The sequence below is a fragment of the Streptosporangium sp. H16 genome, assembly GCF_051918855.1.
In the GTDB taxonomy this organism is placed as follows: Bacteria; Actinomycetota; Actinomycetes; order Streptosporangiales; family Streptosporangiaceae; genus Streptosporangium.
Genome location: NZ_JBPXMD010000036.1, coordinates 16,100 through 31,363, shown reverse-complemented (window position 1 = coordinate 31,363; position 15,264 = coordinate 16,100). Strand labels below are relative to the sequence as shown.

Below are 15,264 nucleotides of genomic sequence, written 5' to 3'. Positions count from 1 at the left end.
GGATCGAGGGCGCAAACACCGTATAAGGGTCTCTTAAGGCTCTCTTAAGGTGACGTTATGATCGGGGCGCCTGCTGGGTCGCGGCCCAGTGATAGACGACGTAGGTCGACGCGATGAAGTACGGGGAGGAGATCCTGTCGTACTTGCGGTCGGTGTTGACGTCCCAGGCGAAGCTGTTGACGCCGTTGAGATAGCCGATGGAGTTCTTGTTGTCGTAGAAGATCAGCCACGGGCCGCCACTCGCGCCGTTGGTGAACGGGCAGGCCAGGGCGACGCCCTGCTCGACCAGGCGGGTGGGGGCCTTCACCCTGACGGTGAGCCCGCGGCACGACTTCAGCTGCTGGCCGTTGTAGGGCCTGCTGCCGTCGGGGTGCGGGGCGGCGGGGTAGCCGAAGGCGAGGGCGGACAGACCGGCGCCGCGGTTGGTCGCGAGGCCCTGCCCGCCGACGTTGTCCTCAAGGCTTCCGACGCTCTCCATCTCGTAGCTGCCGGACGTCTTGCCGGCCTTCCACCTGAAGCCGTCGTGCACGGTGACGAACGCGTAGTCGTAGTCGTAGTCGCCCCTGCCGACGAAGTCCTCGTGCAGGTTGAGGGAGTGGCCGACGTAGATGCCGTAGGGGGTGCTGCCCTTGTTGTAGCCGGGGATGAAGATCCAGTATTCGGCCGGGCTGCCCGTCTTGGCGTCGTAGGCGCAGTGCCCGGCCGTGGCGACCAGGTTGCGGTTGGTCGCCGCCACGGAGGAGGCGGAGCACCAGTAGTCCTTGGCGCCGATCCGGAAGAACACCTTGCCCACGGTCACCGGCGAGCTGCCGGAGGCCGGGGCCCGCTTCTTCGGCAGGGTGGGCTTGACGACCGGCGCGGAGCCTCCCGACGCGGTGGAACCCTTCTCGCCGGTGGTCGTGCTCGTCTCCGCGGCCATGGCCGTCGTGGCGGACTCCCCGGTGGCGGACGCCGCGGCGGCGGTGGCGCTCCCGGCCGTCGCGCCTCCCGGGGTGGCCGCCGAGGTGGGCGACGCCGAGGAAGGAGGCCCCTCGTTCTTCATCTCGGGCGAGGCGGGCACGTTGTCCATGGCCTGCTTGAGCCTCGCCGGACTCCAGTACTCCGCGATCCGCCTCATGTCGGCGCTGCTCTTGGTCAAAGTGATCGAAGTGATCCCGTTGGGCGCCCAGTACAGCGGAGTGGCGGCGGCGCTCCCGGCGAACGCGGACGTCATGGTCACACAGGCGGCGACCAGCCCGCCGAGTGTGGCCGTGATCCGCCGAGCGCGGGAGGACATGGGCTTCCTTTCGGGGGATCGTGACGTTCGGGGAGTTACTGGAGGCGCAAGGGATGATTTTTCCAGATCAACTTAGTTTTGGGCAGTTCGTTGGACCGATCCGCTCATACTCTGTTATCTGATCAGTGTGGCCGAAGGTGTATAAGCACCCCGTGAAGGCCAGAAAGGGCCCGGTGCGCACCGGGCCCTTCCACGTTCACGAAGCCGGTGTCTAGGCGGGGAGCTTCCCGGTCCAGAGGTTGGCGGCGTGCTTGTAGATGCCGTACGTGTCACCGTTGAAGTACGGGGTGGTGACGCGGTCGTAGCGCTTGTTGTTGTCGCTGTCGATCGTCAGGCTCACGACACCGTTGAGGTAGCCGGTCCGCTTGCTGTTCTTGTACTGCAGCAGGAAGGGACCGCCACTGGCGCCCGGGGTGAAGGCGCACTTGATCGCCTGCTGCTCCTCGGCCTTGTAAGCCGACACGACGGGCGCGGCGCCGGTCGTGCCGTAGCACCACTTCTGGGTGTGACCGGAGTACGGCTTGTCGCCGTCGAGGTGGGCCGAGGTCGGGTAGCCGAAGGTGAAGACCTTCTTGCCCAGCTTCTGGTTCCAGCTGAAGCCCTGGCCGCCGACGTTGTCGCCCAGGCGGCCGGCGTCGGCGAGGAGCACCACGAAGAACCGGGTGTAGAAGTAGACCTCCTTGACGCTGGTCTTCACCCACTTCTTGATGAAGTACCGCGTCTTGAACCAGGCGATCTCGTGGCCGTTGGCGTCCTTGGTCGCCTCCAGCTTGCCGAGGAACTTGCCGTCGCCCTTTTCCACGAGGAGCTGCTTGTACTCCTCCTGGCTGATCGCGACCTTGCCCTTGTCGTCGCTGAAGCGGGTGAACTTGGAGTTGTTCTCCAGGCTGTTGGGGGCGGCCTTGTAGACACCCTCGTCGACCTCGACCGCGGTCAGCTTGACGCCGTTGCGGCCGTCCTTGACGTACTCCTCGATGTACTTCTCCGCGTCAGCGGGCTTGGCGACCGTCTCGACCTTGGGGTCGAGGGTCTTCTTCCAGTACGGCCCCTTCTCGCCGTACTTCTGGATCCCCGCCTCGTACTCGGACTTGGAGATCTCCTTGTCCTCGGTGTACTTGTGACCCTTGGTCGCGGCGTACGTGGAGGTGTTCACTTCCTTGACGCCGGTCTGCTTGATGCCGTTGTAGACGTTGACGAAGGCGTAGTCGTAGTCGTAGTCCTCGTAGACCGTGAAGTCGTCGTGGGTGTTGACCTTGGCGCCGACGTAGATGCCCCAGGGGGCCTTGCCCTGGTAGTAGCCGGGGATGAACACGAAGTTGCTGAAGGGCTTGTTCGTGTCGGTGTCGTAGACGCAGTGGCCGGCGGTGGCGACCAGGTTGCGGAACTTCGACTGCACGGAGGTGCCGGAGCACCAACGCTCCCGGCCCTTGTCGTCGATGAAGAAGACCTTGCCGACGGTGATCGGGAGGTTCACGTTGCGCGACCTGCCGGCGGTCTTGCCGCCCTCGCCGGTCGGGGCGACGATGCCGGGCTTGCCGTCGGCGGCGGCCCTGGCGGCGCCGGTCTTGTTCAGCTTGGCGGAAACGGTGGAGTCGGCGAGGTAGGTCGTCGCCGACTTCAGCTTCGAGGCGGTCCAGTAGCCCGCGATGGCCTTCGCGTGACCGGAGGGGGTGAGCGCCGACGACTTGACGTCGGGATCGGCCGTGCTCGCCTGGGCGGTGGCGGGGAGAGAGGCGCCGACCATGGTGGCGGCGGCGAGGACGCCGCCGAGGGGAAGGGCGAGGCGCTTGGCTCGGGAGTTCAATGGAGCTCCTTCTTTGTCATGAGTCACTCGGGACGCAACTCACGCATGCGTAAAGAGACAAGAGGTGACCGTACTCGGCAAAGATGGGTTAAAAAGCTATAAATCGGGCAAGCCGTCGGACCGTTATATTTTTGTTACTAAATCCGTGGAACCGGGAATCCTCGGAGTCCGTCTGATCTACCTGAACTTGATCGAGAGGTCCCCCGCGGGTCATGTGACCGTATGAACTGCGGAAACACCCAGGCTTGTCGGTGTCCCGCGAGGGTGTCCGAGGGCAGGCTGAGCCGGCATCCGCGTCACACGTCATCGGGGGATCTCATGCGGCGTCTTCTCTGCCTGGCCGTGGTCGGCCTCTTCCAGTTCTCGGGTACGGCCGTGGCGTCCACGGTGCCGCCTCGCGATCCCGGCCCGGGGTGGCAGGAGACGAGACCGCACCTCTACCCCGGCGACTCGGGACCGCAGGTGACGAGGCCGCTCCCGCTCCATCCGGGCGGGCCCGCCCACGTCATGCCCGGGCCGGTCGAACCGTTTCCCAGCGCCAGGCCCCCGCGCAACGCCAGGGCGCTCGTGCTGAGCCTCGCGCGGGGCGACAAGCCCCTGCCCGTGGCGGGCCACGCGCTGCTGCTGTGCGACCGGCCCGGCGGCACCCACCCCGACGCGGTCCGCGCCTGCGAGGCGCTGGCCGAGGTGCGGGGCGATCCCGCCAGGCTCAGGCCGAGGACGGGTGTGGCGTGCACGCTGCAGTACGACCCGGTCACGGTGACCGCCGTAGGGATCTGGAACAACCGTTTCATCCGGTTCGAACGCACTTACGGCAGCCCGTGCGCGCTGCGGGCCGCCACCGGCACGGTCTTCGCCCTGGGAGGCGATCCCCGGCGGCCGGGATGGAACGTTCCGGACACGGTGACGGCCCTTCCCGGGCCGCCGCCCGGAACGTTCCCCGGGCCGATCCGGCGGCCGGGTTCGTAGCCGTCCCCGCTTTTTTCGAGAAAGGGCCCGGTCCCAGGACCGGGCCCTGCTCGCCGACTGCTCGCCGACTGCTCGCCGACTGCTCGTTTCCTGCTCGCTCACCGCTCGTTCGCCGCGGCCGGCCGAATGGCCTTACGGCCGGCCGCGGGTGCGGGTCAGCTGGTCCAGCGGTTGGCCGCGGCCTTGTAGACCTTGTAGGTGTCGCCGTTGAAGTACGGCGAGGAGATCTTGTCGTACCGGTCGTTCTTGTCGGTGTCCCAGGCGATGCTGTTGACGCCGATCAGGTAGCCGGTCCGGCTGGAGCTCTTGTACTTGTAGAGCCAGGGGCCGCCGCTCGCGCCCGAGGTGAAGGCGCACTTGAAGCCGATGTGCTCCTGGACGTTGTACTTCGGCGCGGCCGGCATGGCGCCGGTCTTGCCGTAGCACCACTTCATCGTGCGGCCGGAGAAGGGCTTGTCGCCGTCGGGGTGCAGGCCGGCCGGGTAGCCGAAGGAGAAGACCGTGTTCTTGACCTTCTGGTTCCAGGCGAAGCCCTGGCCGCCGACGTTGTCGCCGAGACGGCCGACGTTCTTGATGACCGGCTTCCACTTGTTGTCCTTGTCCTTCTCCCAGTTCACCTTGAACCCGGAGTGGACGTTGACGAAGGCGTAGTCGTAGTCGTAGTCCTCCTTCACCACGAAGTCGTCGTGCGCGTTGAACCACTTGGCCGCGTAGATGCCGTAGGGGTTCTTGCCGTCCCACGCCTGGTTGCCGTCCCAGTAGGACGGGATGAAGATCCAGTTGTCGTAGAACTGGTTGGTCTTCACGTCGTAGACGCAGTGCGCGGAGGTGGCGACCACGTTGCGGTACTTGCCCTGGACCGAACTGCCGGAGCAGTACTTCCAGCTCTTCGGGTCCGACGGGTTGGCGCCGGGCAGGGTGAAGAAGACGCGCCCGACGGTGTTGGGCAGGTTCACCTGCTTGCTCTTGGAGGACTTGGTGCCCTCCGCGCCGATCGGCGGGACCGACCCGCCGGGGCCGTCGGGGCCCGCCGCGCTGGAGGCCTTGCCGCCCTTGACGCTCAGGTCGAGGTCGCCGGTGGCGTCCGTGGCCTTGCGCATCCGCTCGGGCGACCAGAAGGAGGTGGCCTGGTTGGCCGTCTCCGAGGCCTGGGAACTGACCACGTCCTTGGGGGCCGTACCGGCGTTGGCACCGGTGGTGGCGCCGATCGCTCCGGCGATCATGAGAACGCCGGTGAGGGGGATCGTGAGGCGCCGTGCTCGGGAATTCATGAAGCTCCTTTCGTTCTCAGCGCGGAGACGGGACTTCTCCTCGCCGGGAAAACGATCGGAACGTTACTGACTGGATCAAGCGGCGGGCAGGAATTGACGGGAAAAAGTCTGAGATGGTTCCATCCGATGCTGTCTTGTTATTTAAATAGCTATTTGTTATAACTTAACGAATAGGCATTTCCGCAGCTCATCGCGGTTGTGGGGCGATCTCAGAGGCATCGCCGTCATCACCGGTAACAGCGATTACCGAGGGTTTCTCGAGCAACTTCGATACCTTTGGAATGTCGGGTGCGGTGGCGTTCTCGATGCTGTTCCGCGGTGTCTCATGGTCATTTTCCGCGAGGTGGCCGCGGTGGACGAGACGAATACGGAACACCGGTCCCGGGACACGGATGCCGCACCACGGATCCCGCGACGCGACCCTCGGAACACGGACACCGGAACGTCATGGGGCACCGGAGCACGGACCGCACGACCCGGACCGCACGACCCGGCCACCCGAGCGCGGGCGCCGGGACCCGGGCAGCCGGGACCCGGGTGCCGGAACGCGGACGTCGCGGTGTGACGGTGCCCTCTCCCCGGCTCCTCGGGGCATCGATTCTGATTCGTGACGGTACTGACGCGGACGCCGAGACCGCCGGACCCCGAAGATGGGGCCGAGAACCGTACCTTCTGCAGGAGGCGGCCGAGGACGTGGCCGGTGGTCAGCACGACATCATCGAGGCGAGGTCCCGGAAGGGGCCGTGGCCCTGGATCGGCGTCGCCGCGCTGGCGGCGCTCGTGGCGTGGAACCTGACGACGGCCCGGGAGCGGCCGGACACGATCTCGCCGTCGTTCCCCCCGCCGGTGCCCACCCGGGCCGGGACCGTCGCGGAGCAGGTCCCGAACGTGCTCCACCCGGGGTTCCGCCAGAAGGGCGGCAGGGAGATCCTCGACGTGGTCTTCCCCGACGGCTCGGCGGCGGAGGTGAGCTACCCGGCGGAGCTGGGCCTGGCCGGCCTGGGGGTCCGGCCCGCGATGTCGGGCCGGCTCGACGGCGACACCGGCCCGTACCGGCAGCTGACCGTGCCGTCAGGCGGTCCGGCGGGGGTCTCCCGAGGACAGCCGATGATCAGGCGACTGGCCAAGCGGGTCACCCTCTGGCATCCGATGAGCCCCGCCGAGGGCGAGGTGCTGCTGTTCGCGTTCGACCCGTGGTTCGTGGCGCTGCGCGACCTCAAGGACGGCATGCCCTTCGAGCAGCGCATGCTCTGGGCACGCAACCTGCGCGGCAAGGTGACCAAGGGCGGCTACCTCGTGCTCGAGGCCACGCCCCCGGTGCGGCTGGCCACGCAGGGGGAGATCCTCGACGGTGAGCCGCTGGGGCCGCAGCTGTGGTTCGGCGGGGCCAGGGAGACGCTGCTGGTGCTGGCTCCGGTGCCGGGCTGCGACGTCGCGTCGATCGAGCTCTCCGTCATCGAGCAGCGGCGCCGCTTCTCCGCGGAGACCTGCCAGGACGGCGTGTACGTCGCGGCCTCGGGGGAGCGGGGACACGTCGAGAGGACCATGGCGGGCATGACCGTCAGGCGGACGGCGTAACGGCGGCCCGTTCACCGTGACCGCCGCGCGGGTGGGTGTAGGCGCGGCCCCGTTCACCGCGCGGAGGGCGTGAGCCACGGCCCCGTACGCGGTGGTGGCCGCGCGGACGGCGTAGGGTGCGGCCATGTTCGCTGTAACCGCCACGCGGATCGATCCCGACAACCCCCTCGCCGGACTCACGCTCGGTGAGCGCCCGGAACCCGAGGTTCCCGACGGGTGGACCACCGTCACGGTGAGGGCCGCCTCGCTCAACCACCACGACCTGTTCAGCCTGCGGGGGATAGGCCTTCGCCAGGAGCAGCTCCCGATGGTGCTCGGCACCGACGCCGCCGGGCTCGACGAGGACGGGAACGAGGTCATCGTGCACTCGGTGATCGGCAGCGGTGCCGACGAGACACTCGACCCGAAGCGCTCGCTGCTCTCGGAGAAACACGACGGCACCTTCGCCGAGCGGGTCGTCGTGCCCCGTCGCAACCTCGTGCCCAAGCCCGCCGCGCTCAGCTTCGAGGAGGCCGCCTGCCTGCCGACGGCCTGGCTGACCGCCTACCGCATGCTGTTCGACAAGGCCGGGCTCGAGCCGGGCTCGACCGTGCTGGTCCAGGGTGCGGGCGGGGGCGTGGCCACCGCGCTGATCCTGCTGGGCCGGGCCGGGGGATACCGGGTCTGGGCGACCAGCCGCTCGGAGAAGAAGCGGGCGCGTGCCCTGGAACTCGGCGCCGACCAGGTCTTCGAGAACGGTGCCCGGCTGCCCGAGCGGGTCGACGCGGTGATGGAGACCGTCGGCCAGGCCACCTGGGGGCACTCGCTGAAGGCGCTGCGCCCCGGCGGCCGGATCGTGATCTCCGGCGCGACCAGCGGCGCCGTCCCGCCGGCCGACCTGAACCGCGTCTTCTTCCTGCAGCTGTCGGTGATCGGCTCCACCATGGGCACCCGCGACCAGCTGGGCAGGCTGGCCCGCTTCCTGGAGCAGACCGGCACTCGCCCGCTGATCGACCGCTCCCTCCCGCTGGCCGAGGCCCGCGAGGGCTTCGCGGCCATGCACGAGGGCGAGCTCTTCGGAAAGGTCGTCTTCACCCTGCCGGGATGAGCCCGGCGGGCGCCTTACGAGGCGTCGCCGGGATCACCGGAGCGCGTCGCGGATGCGGCGGGCCGCGTCGTACAGGGCGTCCTGGGCGGTCGCCAGGGTCTCCTCGCTGACCTGCGCGGCCGCCGCGTCCCTGCGGACCTCCTCGACGAACTCGGCCAGCATCTGCCCGAGCCGGGCGTCTCCGGCGCGTGGCCCCTCGCCGGTGAAGCCGTCGGCCCAGACGCGCTTCCACTCGTCCTTCCACTCGCCGGTCTGGCGCTGCCACTCGCGCTTCTGGCGCTGCCACTCCGTCTTCTGCTCGCGCCAGACCTTGCGCGGGTCCTGCTCGGGGCTCTGACGCACCTCGCGCGCCATCTGGGTGAGCTCCTCGCGCAGCGACTTGACCGTGTCGCGCACGTCCTCCTTGACCTCGCGGGCGATGTCGCGGACGGAGTCGGAGATCTCCTGCTCCAGGTCGGCGAGCTCGTCGAGCCGCTCGTTGAGCTCGTCGCGGCCCCGGTCGCTGATGGTGAAGACCTTCTTGCCGTCCACCACCTCGTGGGTGACCAGGCCCTCCTCCTCCAGGCGGGCCAGGCGCGGGTAGATCGTGCCGGGAGAGGGAGAGTAGACGCCGAGGAAACGATCCTGGAGCAGCCGGATCACCTCGTAGCCGTGGCGCGGGCTCTCCTCCAGCAGCTTCAGGAGATAGAGCCGGAGCCTTCCGTGGCCGAAGACCGGGCTCATGCCTGGACTCCCTTCAGAAGAGTGACGTCGGCGGCGACGGTGTTGGCCGTCAGCGACGCCATGCCGCCGCCGATCCGGCCGCCCAGCGTCTTCGCGCCGGGCTGGGCGGAGTGGTCGAGTTCGGGGAAGGCGGTGTCGAGCCTGCCCGAGTTGGAACGGATCTTGACGTCGGTCTCGACCGTGTGCGGGAGCCGGAGCACGATGTCGCCGGAGACGCTGTTCATCGTGACGTGGCCGGTCGGCGGGAGCTCCAGGTCGGCGGTGATCCGGCCGGAGACGGTGGTGACGCTCAACCGCCGGGGCGTGCCCTGGGCGACGGTGAGATCGCCGGAGATGCTCTTGAACGACAGGTCGCCGACCAGGCCGCGGCTCTCCACGTCGCCGGAGACGGTGTCGGCGTTGATCTCGCCGCTCACCCCGTCGAGCACGATCCCGCCCGAGACGCTCCTGACCGAGGTGCGGCCCTCGAACCCGGTGACGACCGCGGACGCGGAGACGACCCCCACGTTGACCGGGCAGTTCTTCGGCACGGTCAGCGCGAGCGTGGCCCGGCGGCGGCCGGGGCGCAGCCAGCCCCGCAGTCCGTCCCAGGTGAGATCCCTGTAGGTGACGGTGAGCGTGCCGTCGTCGTCGTGGGTGACGAGCAGCGGGGGGCTGTCGACCTCGGTGACCTCGAGCCTGGGAGGGCCGTCGCTGGCCAGCACCGCCAGCTTCCCCGCCACGATGCGCACGTTGAGTTTCCTGACGGAGTCGAAGGTGAGCTGCTCCGGCTTCTCTATCGTCCATTGCCGCATGTACGTGACCTCCTTGTACTGAACACGATATGTCGCGTTGTCCGGAGGGTCAAGATATATCGCGTTTTTCTCAGTCGTCCTCGTCGTCCAGCCGGGCCAGCCAGGTGGCCAGCCGTTCCACCGGCGTCTCGAAGTCGGGGTTCAGGTCGACGAACTCGCGCAGCCGCTCGGCCAGCCACACGACGGTGACCTCCTCCTCGCCCCGGCGCGCGACGAGTTCCTCGATGCCCCGATCGGTGAAGTACATCGCGTTCTCCCTCAATGACACTGATGACGCTGTGGTCGTGCTCGCGACCTCGTGACGACGCTCGCGACAAACGGGGAAGTCCCCCGCAGAGGCTCCTGCGGGGGACTTCCGTGGTGACGCCTGCGGCGGACCGGCCTGGGCCGGTCGCCTAGTTGAAGATCTCGCCCAGCATCTGCTGCAGCTCCGCCTCGTGGGTGGAGTGCGAGCCGGTCGCCGGCGAGGAGTTGGCCTTGCGGGAGACCCGCTTGATCGAACGCCCGCCGAAGACCCCCGGGTTCTCGGCCATCTTGAGCGCCAGGAACGGCCACGGACCCATGTTGAGTGGCTCGTCCTGCGCCCACACCAGCTCGATGTCGGCGGCGTAACGGCTCAGCTCGGCCTCCAGCGGGTCGGCGGGGAACGGGTAGAGCCGCTCGAGGCGAATGATCGCCACGTCGTTGCGGCCCTGCTTGTCGCGGGCCGCCGCCAGGTCGTAGTAAAGCTTGCCGGAGACCAGCACGACCTTGCGGACGCCGGCCGGGGGAGCCGTGATGTCGCCCAGCACCGGCTGGAACGACCCCGAGGTGAAGTCGCTGACCGCCGAGATCGCCGCCTTGTGCCGCAGCAGCGACTTGGGCGTGAACACCACCAGCGGGCGGTGCCGGTTCGACAGCGTCTGCCAGCGCAGCAGGTGGAAGTAGTTGGCCGGCAGCGTGGGCTGCGCCACGGTCATGTTGTCCTGGGCGCACATCTGCAGGAAGCGCTCGATGCGGGCCGAGGAGTGGTCGGGCCCCTGCCCCTCGTAGCCGTGCGGCAGCAGCAGGGTGACGCCGGAGCGCTGGCCCCACTTCTGCTCGCCCGACGTGAGGTACTCGTCGATGATCGACTGGGCGCCGTTGACGAAGTCGCCGAACTGCGCCTCCCAGGCGACCAGCGCCTCGGGCCGCTCCACGCTGTAGCCGTACTCGAAGCCGAGCGCGGCGTACTCGCTCAGCAGGGAGTCGTAGACGTAGAACTTCGTGGTGCCCTGGTTGAACGTCTTGAGCGGGGTGTGCTCCTCGCCCGTGACGCGGTCGACCAGCACGGCGTGCCGCTGGGTGAACGTGCCGCGCCGCGAGTCCTGGCCGACGAGGCGGACCGGGTGGCCGTCGATAAGCAGCGACCCGAAGGCCAGGGTCTCGCCCATGCCCCAGTCGATGCGGTCCTCGGCGACCATCTGCCCGCGGCGCTGCAGCACCGGCAGCAGGCGCGGGTGGACGGTGAAGCCCTCGGGCATGTTGAGCTGGGTCTCCACGATCCGCTTGACGGTCTCCTCGGAGACGGCCGTCTTGACGTCCTCGTGCGACCAGGGGACGGTCTCCATGTCCACCGGGCGGGAGAACTCGCCCGTCGGGTCCTTGGCCGCCGCGCGGGTCTCGGCGAAGGCGTTCTCCAGCTTGGCCTGGTAGTCGCGGAGCGCGCCCTCGGCCTCCTCCACCGTGATGTCGCCCCGGCCGATCAGCGCCTCGGTGTAGAGCTTGCGGGTGGAGCGCTTGGCGTCGATCAGGTCGTACATCAGCGGCTGGGTGAAGCCCGGGTTGTCGGACTCGTTGTGCCCCCGGCGCCGGTAGCAGATGAGGTCGATCACCACGTCCTTGCGGAACGCCTGGCGGTACTCGAACGCCAGCTTGCCGACCCGGACCACGGCCTCGGGGTCGTCGCCGTTGACGTGGAAGATCGGGGCCTGGATCATCCGGGCCACGTCGGTGGCGTACACGCTGGAGCGCGAGCTGGCCGGGCTGGTGGTGAAGCCGACCTGGTTGTTGACCACGATGTGCACGGTGCCGCCGGTGCGGTAGCCCCGCAGCTGCGACAGGTTGAGCGTCTCGGCCACCACGCCCTGGCCCGCGAAGGCCGCGTCGCCGTGCACGAGCACCGGCAGGACGGTGAAACCCTCCTCGCCGCGCTCCAGGAGGTCCTGCTTGGCGCGGACCACACCCTCCAGGACCGGGTCGACCGTCTCCAGGTGGGAGGGGTTGGCGACAACCGAGGTCTTGAGCTTGGAGCCGTCGGGCGAGACGAAGTCGCCGCTGGCGCCCAGGTGGTACTTCACGTCGCCGGAGCCGTGGGCGCTGCGCGGGTCGATGTTGCCCTCGAACTCGCCGAAGATCTGCCCGTACGACTTGCCGACGATGTTGGCCAGCACGTTGAGGCGGCCGCGGTGGGCCATGCCGACCACGGCCTCGTCGAGCCGCTCCTCGGCCGCGGCGCTCAGCACCGAGTCGAGCAGCGGGATCAGCGACTCGCCGCCCTCCAGCGAGAAGCGCTTCTGCCCGACGAACTTCGTCTGCAGGAACGTCTCGAACGCCTCGGCGGTGTTCAGCCGCTCCAGGACGCGCAGCTGCTCCTCGCGGTCGGGCTTGGCGTGCGGCCGCTCGATGCGGGCCTGGATCCAGGCCCGCTCCTCGGGGTTCTGCATGTGCATGTACTCGACGCCGATGGTGCGGCAGTAGGAGTCACGCAGCACGCCGAGGATGTCGCGCAGCTTCATCAGGGGCCGGCCGCCGAAGCCGCCGGTGGCGAACTCGCGCTCCAGGTCCCACAGGGTGAGGCCGTGCGACTTGATGTCGAGGTCGGGGTGCTTGCGCTGCTTGTACTCCAGCGGGTCGGTGTCGGCCATGAGGTGGCCGCGGACCCGGAAGGCGTGGATCAGCTCGATGACCCGGGCCGACTTCGCCACGTCGTCGTCGTGGGTGGTCGAGATGTCCTGGACCCAGCGGATCGGCTCGTACGGGATCCGGAGGGCCTCGAAGATCTCGTCGTAGAAGCCGTCCTCGCCGAGCAGCAGCCGGTGGACCTGCCGCAGGAAGTCGCCCGACTGGGCGCCCTGGATGATGCGGTGGTCGTAGGTGCTGGTGATCGTCATCACCTTGCTCACCGCGAGGCGGGAGAGCGTGTCGGGGGAGGCCCCCTGGTATTCGGCGGGGTACTCCATCGCGCCGACGCCGATGATCGTGCCCTGCCCCGGCATCAGGCGCGGCACCGAGTGCACGGTGCCGATGGTGCCCGGGTTGGTCAGCGAGATCGTCGTGCCGCTGAAGTCGTCGACGCCCAGCTTGCCCGCCCTGGCCTTGCGCACGACCTCTTCGTACGCGACCCAGAACTGGCGGAAGTCCATCCCCTCGGTCGCCTTGATCGACGGGACCAGGAGCTGGCGGGTGCCGTCGCTCTTGGCGACGTCGATGGCCAGGCCCAGGTTGACGTGCTCGGGCTTGACCAGCACCGGCTTGCCGTCGACCTCGGCGTAGGAGTGGTTCATCTCCGGCAGGACCTTGAGGGCCTTGATCACCGCGTAGCCGATGAGATGCGTGAACGACACCTTGCCGCCGCGACCGCGCGACAGGTGGTTGTTGATCACGATCCGGTTGTCGATGAGCAGCTTCGCCGGGACCGCGCGCACGCTGGTCGCCGTGGGCACGACGAGGCTGGCCTCCATGTTGGCCGCTGTCCTGGCGGCGGCGCCGCGTAGTCGGACTTCCTCGGCACCGGCGGCGGCGGGCAACTGCGTCTCCTGCTTGGGTTGGGCCGCCGGGGCGGGCTTGGCCGCCGCCGGCGCTGGGGTCGTCGCCGCGGGGGCCGGGGTGGCCTGAGCCGCAGCCGGGGTGGCCGAGGGCGCAGCGGGGGTCGGTGGAGCGGGCGCGGCGGTGGCCGCCCCCGGGGGTGCGGCACGGCCGGACCCCGAATCAGGGCTGTAGTCGGCAAAGAAGTTCCACCAGGCCCGGTCGACCGACTCGGGGTCCTGGAGGTACTTCTGGTACAGCTCGTCGACAAGCCATTCGTTCTGACCAAAGGCTGCCAGCGGGTTTGTCCGCGACGACTCAGACGACACGGCGGAAATCGCCCTCTTCCGCAGATCGGCGTTGATGATAGAGAACCTGTCCAAGGCTACTCGCCTCGGCTCGGACCTGCGCCAGTCTGACGACAGCTTCCTTGCCGATCCTCTCAGCATGGGTTAAAACGGTCAGCCACCGGGTAACGGTTTACCCGCTCAGGCGCTGGTCAGCCCGATGTGGCAGGCATGATCAGCCCGGCCAGACCAGCCGGGACTCCACGCGTATCCCCGGGGTGACATCTTCGAGCAACCCGGCCAGCTCGTCCCCGGCCGCGCGCAGCTCCTCCGAGGACAGGGGGGCGAGCCGCTCCAGCAGGAACAGCGCGTCCGTCGTCTCCTCGGTGATCCGGGTGCGGACGCACTGCCGCCAGTTCCAGCGGCGGCAGGTGACGCCCCTGTCGTCGCGCCAGACGACCTCGCCGGCCTCCGGGTGGTCGATCGCGGGCTCGCCCTTCTCGACGATCTCGAACGGCTCGTCGCCGCTCGCGCGCACCAGCCTCGCCGTCCCCTCGTAGCGGGCCAGGTCCTCCCCGCCGATCGGCAGGCCGTGCCTGATGCTGATCGCGTTGTAGGCGTCGACCACCTGGTTGATCTCCGGCGGCGGCATCCGCCTGACCAGCGCGTCCACCGACGGCCTGGTCCGCTGCGGCTTCGCCCCGAACCCCCGGTAGGCCTCCCGCCACGCCTCGACCTTCGGGTCGTCGACGGCCACGGCCTTCTCCGCCGCCTCCGCCAGCCAGGCCCGCGACCTGTCGTCCGTGGGCCCGTTGCGCAGCCCGTACACCCCCATCACCAGCACCCCGAAGTCGGGCCTGAGCATGCTGACGGCGGGGTCCACCCGGATGTCCTCGATCACGCCCCCAGTTTAGGGCGCCCACCGCCCTCGTCCCCCGGGAGCGGCGTCAGGCGGCCGCGTGGGGGGTGAAGGTGACGTTCAGGTCGGCGTCCAGCGCTTTCGCCAGGCGCCGGAGCAGTGCCAGCGTCGGGGTGACCCCCCCTGTTTCCAGGCGGGACACCTGCGGTTGGGTCATCCCGGCCCGCTCGGCCAGCTCGGCTTGCGAGAGACCGAGTTCCGTCCGGCGGTTGTAGACCTGCTGCCCCAGAAGCAACGCCTCGCGGGCCTCCTGGTAGGCGTCGGCCCGGCGCTCGGCGCCCGTCCGCTCCCACGTGCTGTGAGCCATGCCCCACTCAGTCCTTCCAGACGCGGTCGTAGATCTCCGAGGCGACCACATGAAGATTCTCACATTCGACCTGTGCTCGACGAGCGCGTTCAACCTGACCGGTCTCCCTGCGGCGTGTCTTGGTGAAGACGGTGAGAAGGACGATGCGTCGGCGGGGAGCGAGCCAGTAGGTGATCCTGACCTGACGGCGTGTGAGCGAGAGGCGCAGCTCACGCACTTTGCCGCCAAGGTGCTTGGAGTACGGCTCGTCGAGCGTCTCGGCCTGTTCGGAGAGGAGATCGGCCAGGGCTTCGACCTTCACGTAGTCGCGCTCGGACAGCGACTCAAGCCAAGATCGGATCTCAGGCTCGATCTCGATGACATATAGCCTCACGGAGCGTGAGGCTATATGTCATCGATTATATAATCCGCGATACGCTGAGATCGGTAACCGCAGGTCACCGGCTCGCGCCTCCGATTGTGGACGTACGGGGTCAAGCCGCGT

The 15,264-nt window shown here is 68.5% G+C and carries 13 protein-coding genes; 3 read left to right on the top strand and 10 right to left on the bottom strand.

What is annotated here, in order from left to right:
• Positions 1 to 55: 55 nt before the first annotated feature.
• Both ACTOQ2_RS36975 and ACTOQ2_RS36970 read right to left on the bottom strand, forming a co-directional pair.
• Positions 56 to 1,276: a trypsin-like serine peptidase gene (locus ACTOQ2_RS36975; protein ID WP_440105601.1), complete on the bottom strand. Its 1,221-nt coding sequence runs from the start codon at positions 1,274 to 1,276 to the stop codon at positions 56 to 58.
• A 211-nt stretch (positions 1,277 to 1,487) separates the two neighbouring features.
• Positions 1,488 to 3,080, bottom strand: a complete 1,593-nt coding sequence (locus ACTOQ2_RS36970; protein WP_440105599.1) for a hypothetical protein — start codon at positions 3,078 to 3,080, stop codon at positions 1,488 to 1,490.
• Between the two features lie 318 nt (positions 3,081 to 3,398).
• On the opposite strand from ACTOQ2_RS36970, the gene ACTOQ2_RS36965 reads away from it, so the two are divergent.
• Positions 3,399 to 4,049 (top strand): SSI family serine proteinase inhibitor, encoded by a 651-nt coding sequence (locus ACTOQ2_RS36965; protein ID WP_440105598.1) that lies wholly within the window; start codon positions 3,399 to 3,401, stop codon positions 4,047 to 4,049.
• A 155-nt stretch (positions 4,050 to 4,204) separates the two neighbouring features.
• On the opposite strand, the gene ACTOQ2_RS36960 is transcribed toward ACTOQ2_RS36965, so the two are convergent.
• Complete coding sequence (locus ACTOQ2_RS36960; RefSeq protein ID WP_440105596.1) at positions 4,205 to 5,320, bottom strand: trypsin-like serine peptidase; 1,116 nt, start codon at positions 5,318 to 5,320, stop codon at positions 4,205 to 4,207.
• 693 nt (positions 5,321 to 6,013) lie between these two features.
• Between ACTOQ2_RS36960 and ACTOQ2_RS36955 the strand changes: the two genes are divergently transcribed.
• Together ACTOQ2_RS36955 and ACTOQ2_RS36950 are read left to right on the top strand one after the other, a co-directional pair.
• Positions 6,014 to 6,898, top strand: a complete 885-nt coding sequence (locus ACTOQ2_RS36955) for a hypothetical protein (protein WP_440105594.1) — start codon at positions 6,014 to 6,016, stop codon at positions 6,896 to 6,898.
• Between the two features lie 124 nt (positions 6,899 to 7,022).
• Positions 7,023 to 7,985, top strand: coding sequence for a zinc-binding dehydrogenase (locus ACTOQ2_RS36950; protein WP_440105592.1), 963 nt, complete (start codon positions 7,023 to 7,025; stop codon positions 7,983 to 7,985).
• Between the two features lie 33 nt (positions 7,986 to 8,018).
• Here ACTOQ2_RS36950 and ACTOQ2_RS36945 read toward each other — a convergent pair whose 3' ends face one another.
• The 7 genes from ACTOQ2_RS36945 to ACTOQ2_RS36915 form a co-directional block, all read right to left on the bottom strand.
• Positions 8,019 to 8,708 (bottom strand): PadR family transcriptional regulator, encoded by a 690-nt coding sequence (locus tag ACTOQ2_RS36945; RefSeq protein ID WP_440105590.1) that lies wholly within the window; start codon positions 8,706 to 8,708, stop codon positions 8,019 to 8,021.
• Positions 8,705 to 9,502, bottom strand: coding sequence for a DUF4097 family beta strand repeat-containing protein (locus tag ACTOQ2_RS36940; protein ID WP_440105589.1), 798 nt, complete (start codon positions 9,500 to 9,502; stop codon positions 8,705 to 8,707). The genes ACTOQ2_RS36945 and ACTOQ2_RS36940 overlap by 4 nt, the downstream gene beginning before the upstream one ends.
• Before the next feature lie 70 nt (positions 9,503 to 9,572).
• Entirely contained in the window at positions 9,573 to 9,749 is a 177-nt protein-coding gene (locus ACTOQ2_RS36935; protein ID WP_329094229.1) for a DUF6104 family protein, read from the bottom strand.
• A gap of 148 nt (positions 9,750 to 9,897) precedes the next feature.
• The gene (locus ACTOQ2_RS36930; RefSeq protein ID WP_440105587.1) at positions 9,898 to 13,596 is read right to left on the bottom strand and encodes a multifunctional oxoglutarate decarboxylase/oxoglutarate dehydrogenase thiamine pyrophosphate-binding subunit/dihydrolipoyllysine-residue succinyltransferase subunit; all 3,699 of its coding nucleotides are present in this window, start codon (positions 13,594 to 13,596) and stop codon (positions 9,898 to 9,900) included.
• Positions 13,597 to 13,789: 193 nt separating this feature from the next.
• Complete coding sequence (locus tag ACTOQ2_RS36925; protein ID WP_440105585.1) at positions 13,790 to 14,455, bottom strand: B3/B4 domain-containing protein; 666 nt, start codon at positions 14,453 to 14,455, stop codon at positions 13,790 to 13,792.
• Positions 14,456 to 14,501: 46 nt separating this feature from the next.
• Entirely contained in the window at positions 14,502 to 14,780 is a 279-nt protein-coding gene (locus ACTOQ2_RS36920) for a helix-turn-helix domain-containing protein (protein WP_362846078.1), read from the bottom strand.
• A gap of 7 nt (positions 14,781 to 14,787) precedes the next feature.
• Positions 14,788 to 15,153 (bottom strand): type II toxin-antitoxin system RelE/ParE family toxin, encoded by a 366-nt coding sequence (locus ACTOQ2_RS36915; protein WP_440105584.1) that lies wholly within the window; start codon positions 15,151 to 15,153, stop codon positions 14,788 to 14,790.
• Positions 15,154 to 15,264: the final 111 nt, after the last annotated feature.

Bases quoted from the DNA above. Each gene is read 5' to 3' on its own strand.
- ACTOQ2_RS36975 (WP_440105601.1), bottom strand. From the start codon at position 1,276: ATGTCCTCCCGCGCTCGGCGGATCACGGCCACACTCGGCGGGCTGGTC.
- ACTOQ2_RS36965 (WP_440105598.1), top strand. From the start codon at position 3,399: ATGCGGCGTCTTCTCTGCCTGGCCGTGGTCGGCCTCTTCCAGTTCTCG.
- ACTOQ2_RS36960 (WP_440105596.1), bottom strand. From the start codon at position 5,320: ATGAATTCCCGAGCACGGCGCCTCACGATCCCCCTCACCGGCGTTCTC.
- ACTOQ2_RS36950 (WP_440105592.1), top strand. From the start codon at position 7,023: ATGTTCGCTGTAACCGCCACGCGGATCGATCCCGACAACCCCCTCGCC.
- ACTOQ2_RS36945 (WP_440105590.1), bottom strand. From the start codon at position 8,708: ATGAGCCCGGTCTTCGGCCACGGAAGGCTCCGGCTCTATCTCCTGAAG.
- ACTOQ2_RS36940 (WP_440105589.1), bottom strand. From the start codon at position 9,502: ATGCGGCAATGGACGATAGAGAAGCCGGAGCAGCTCACCTTCGACTCC.
- ACTOQ2_RS36935 (WP_329094229.1), bottom strand. From the start codon at position 9,749: ATGTACTTCACCGATCGGGGCATCGAGGAACTCGTCGCGCGCCGGGGC.
- ACTOQ2_RS36920 (WP_362846078.1), bottom strand. From the start codon at position 14,780: ATGGCTCACAGCACGTGGGAGCGGACGGGCGCCGAGCGCCGGGCCGAC.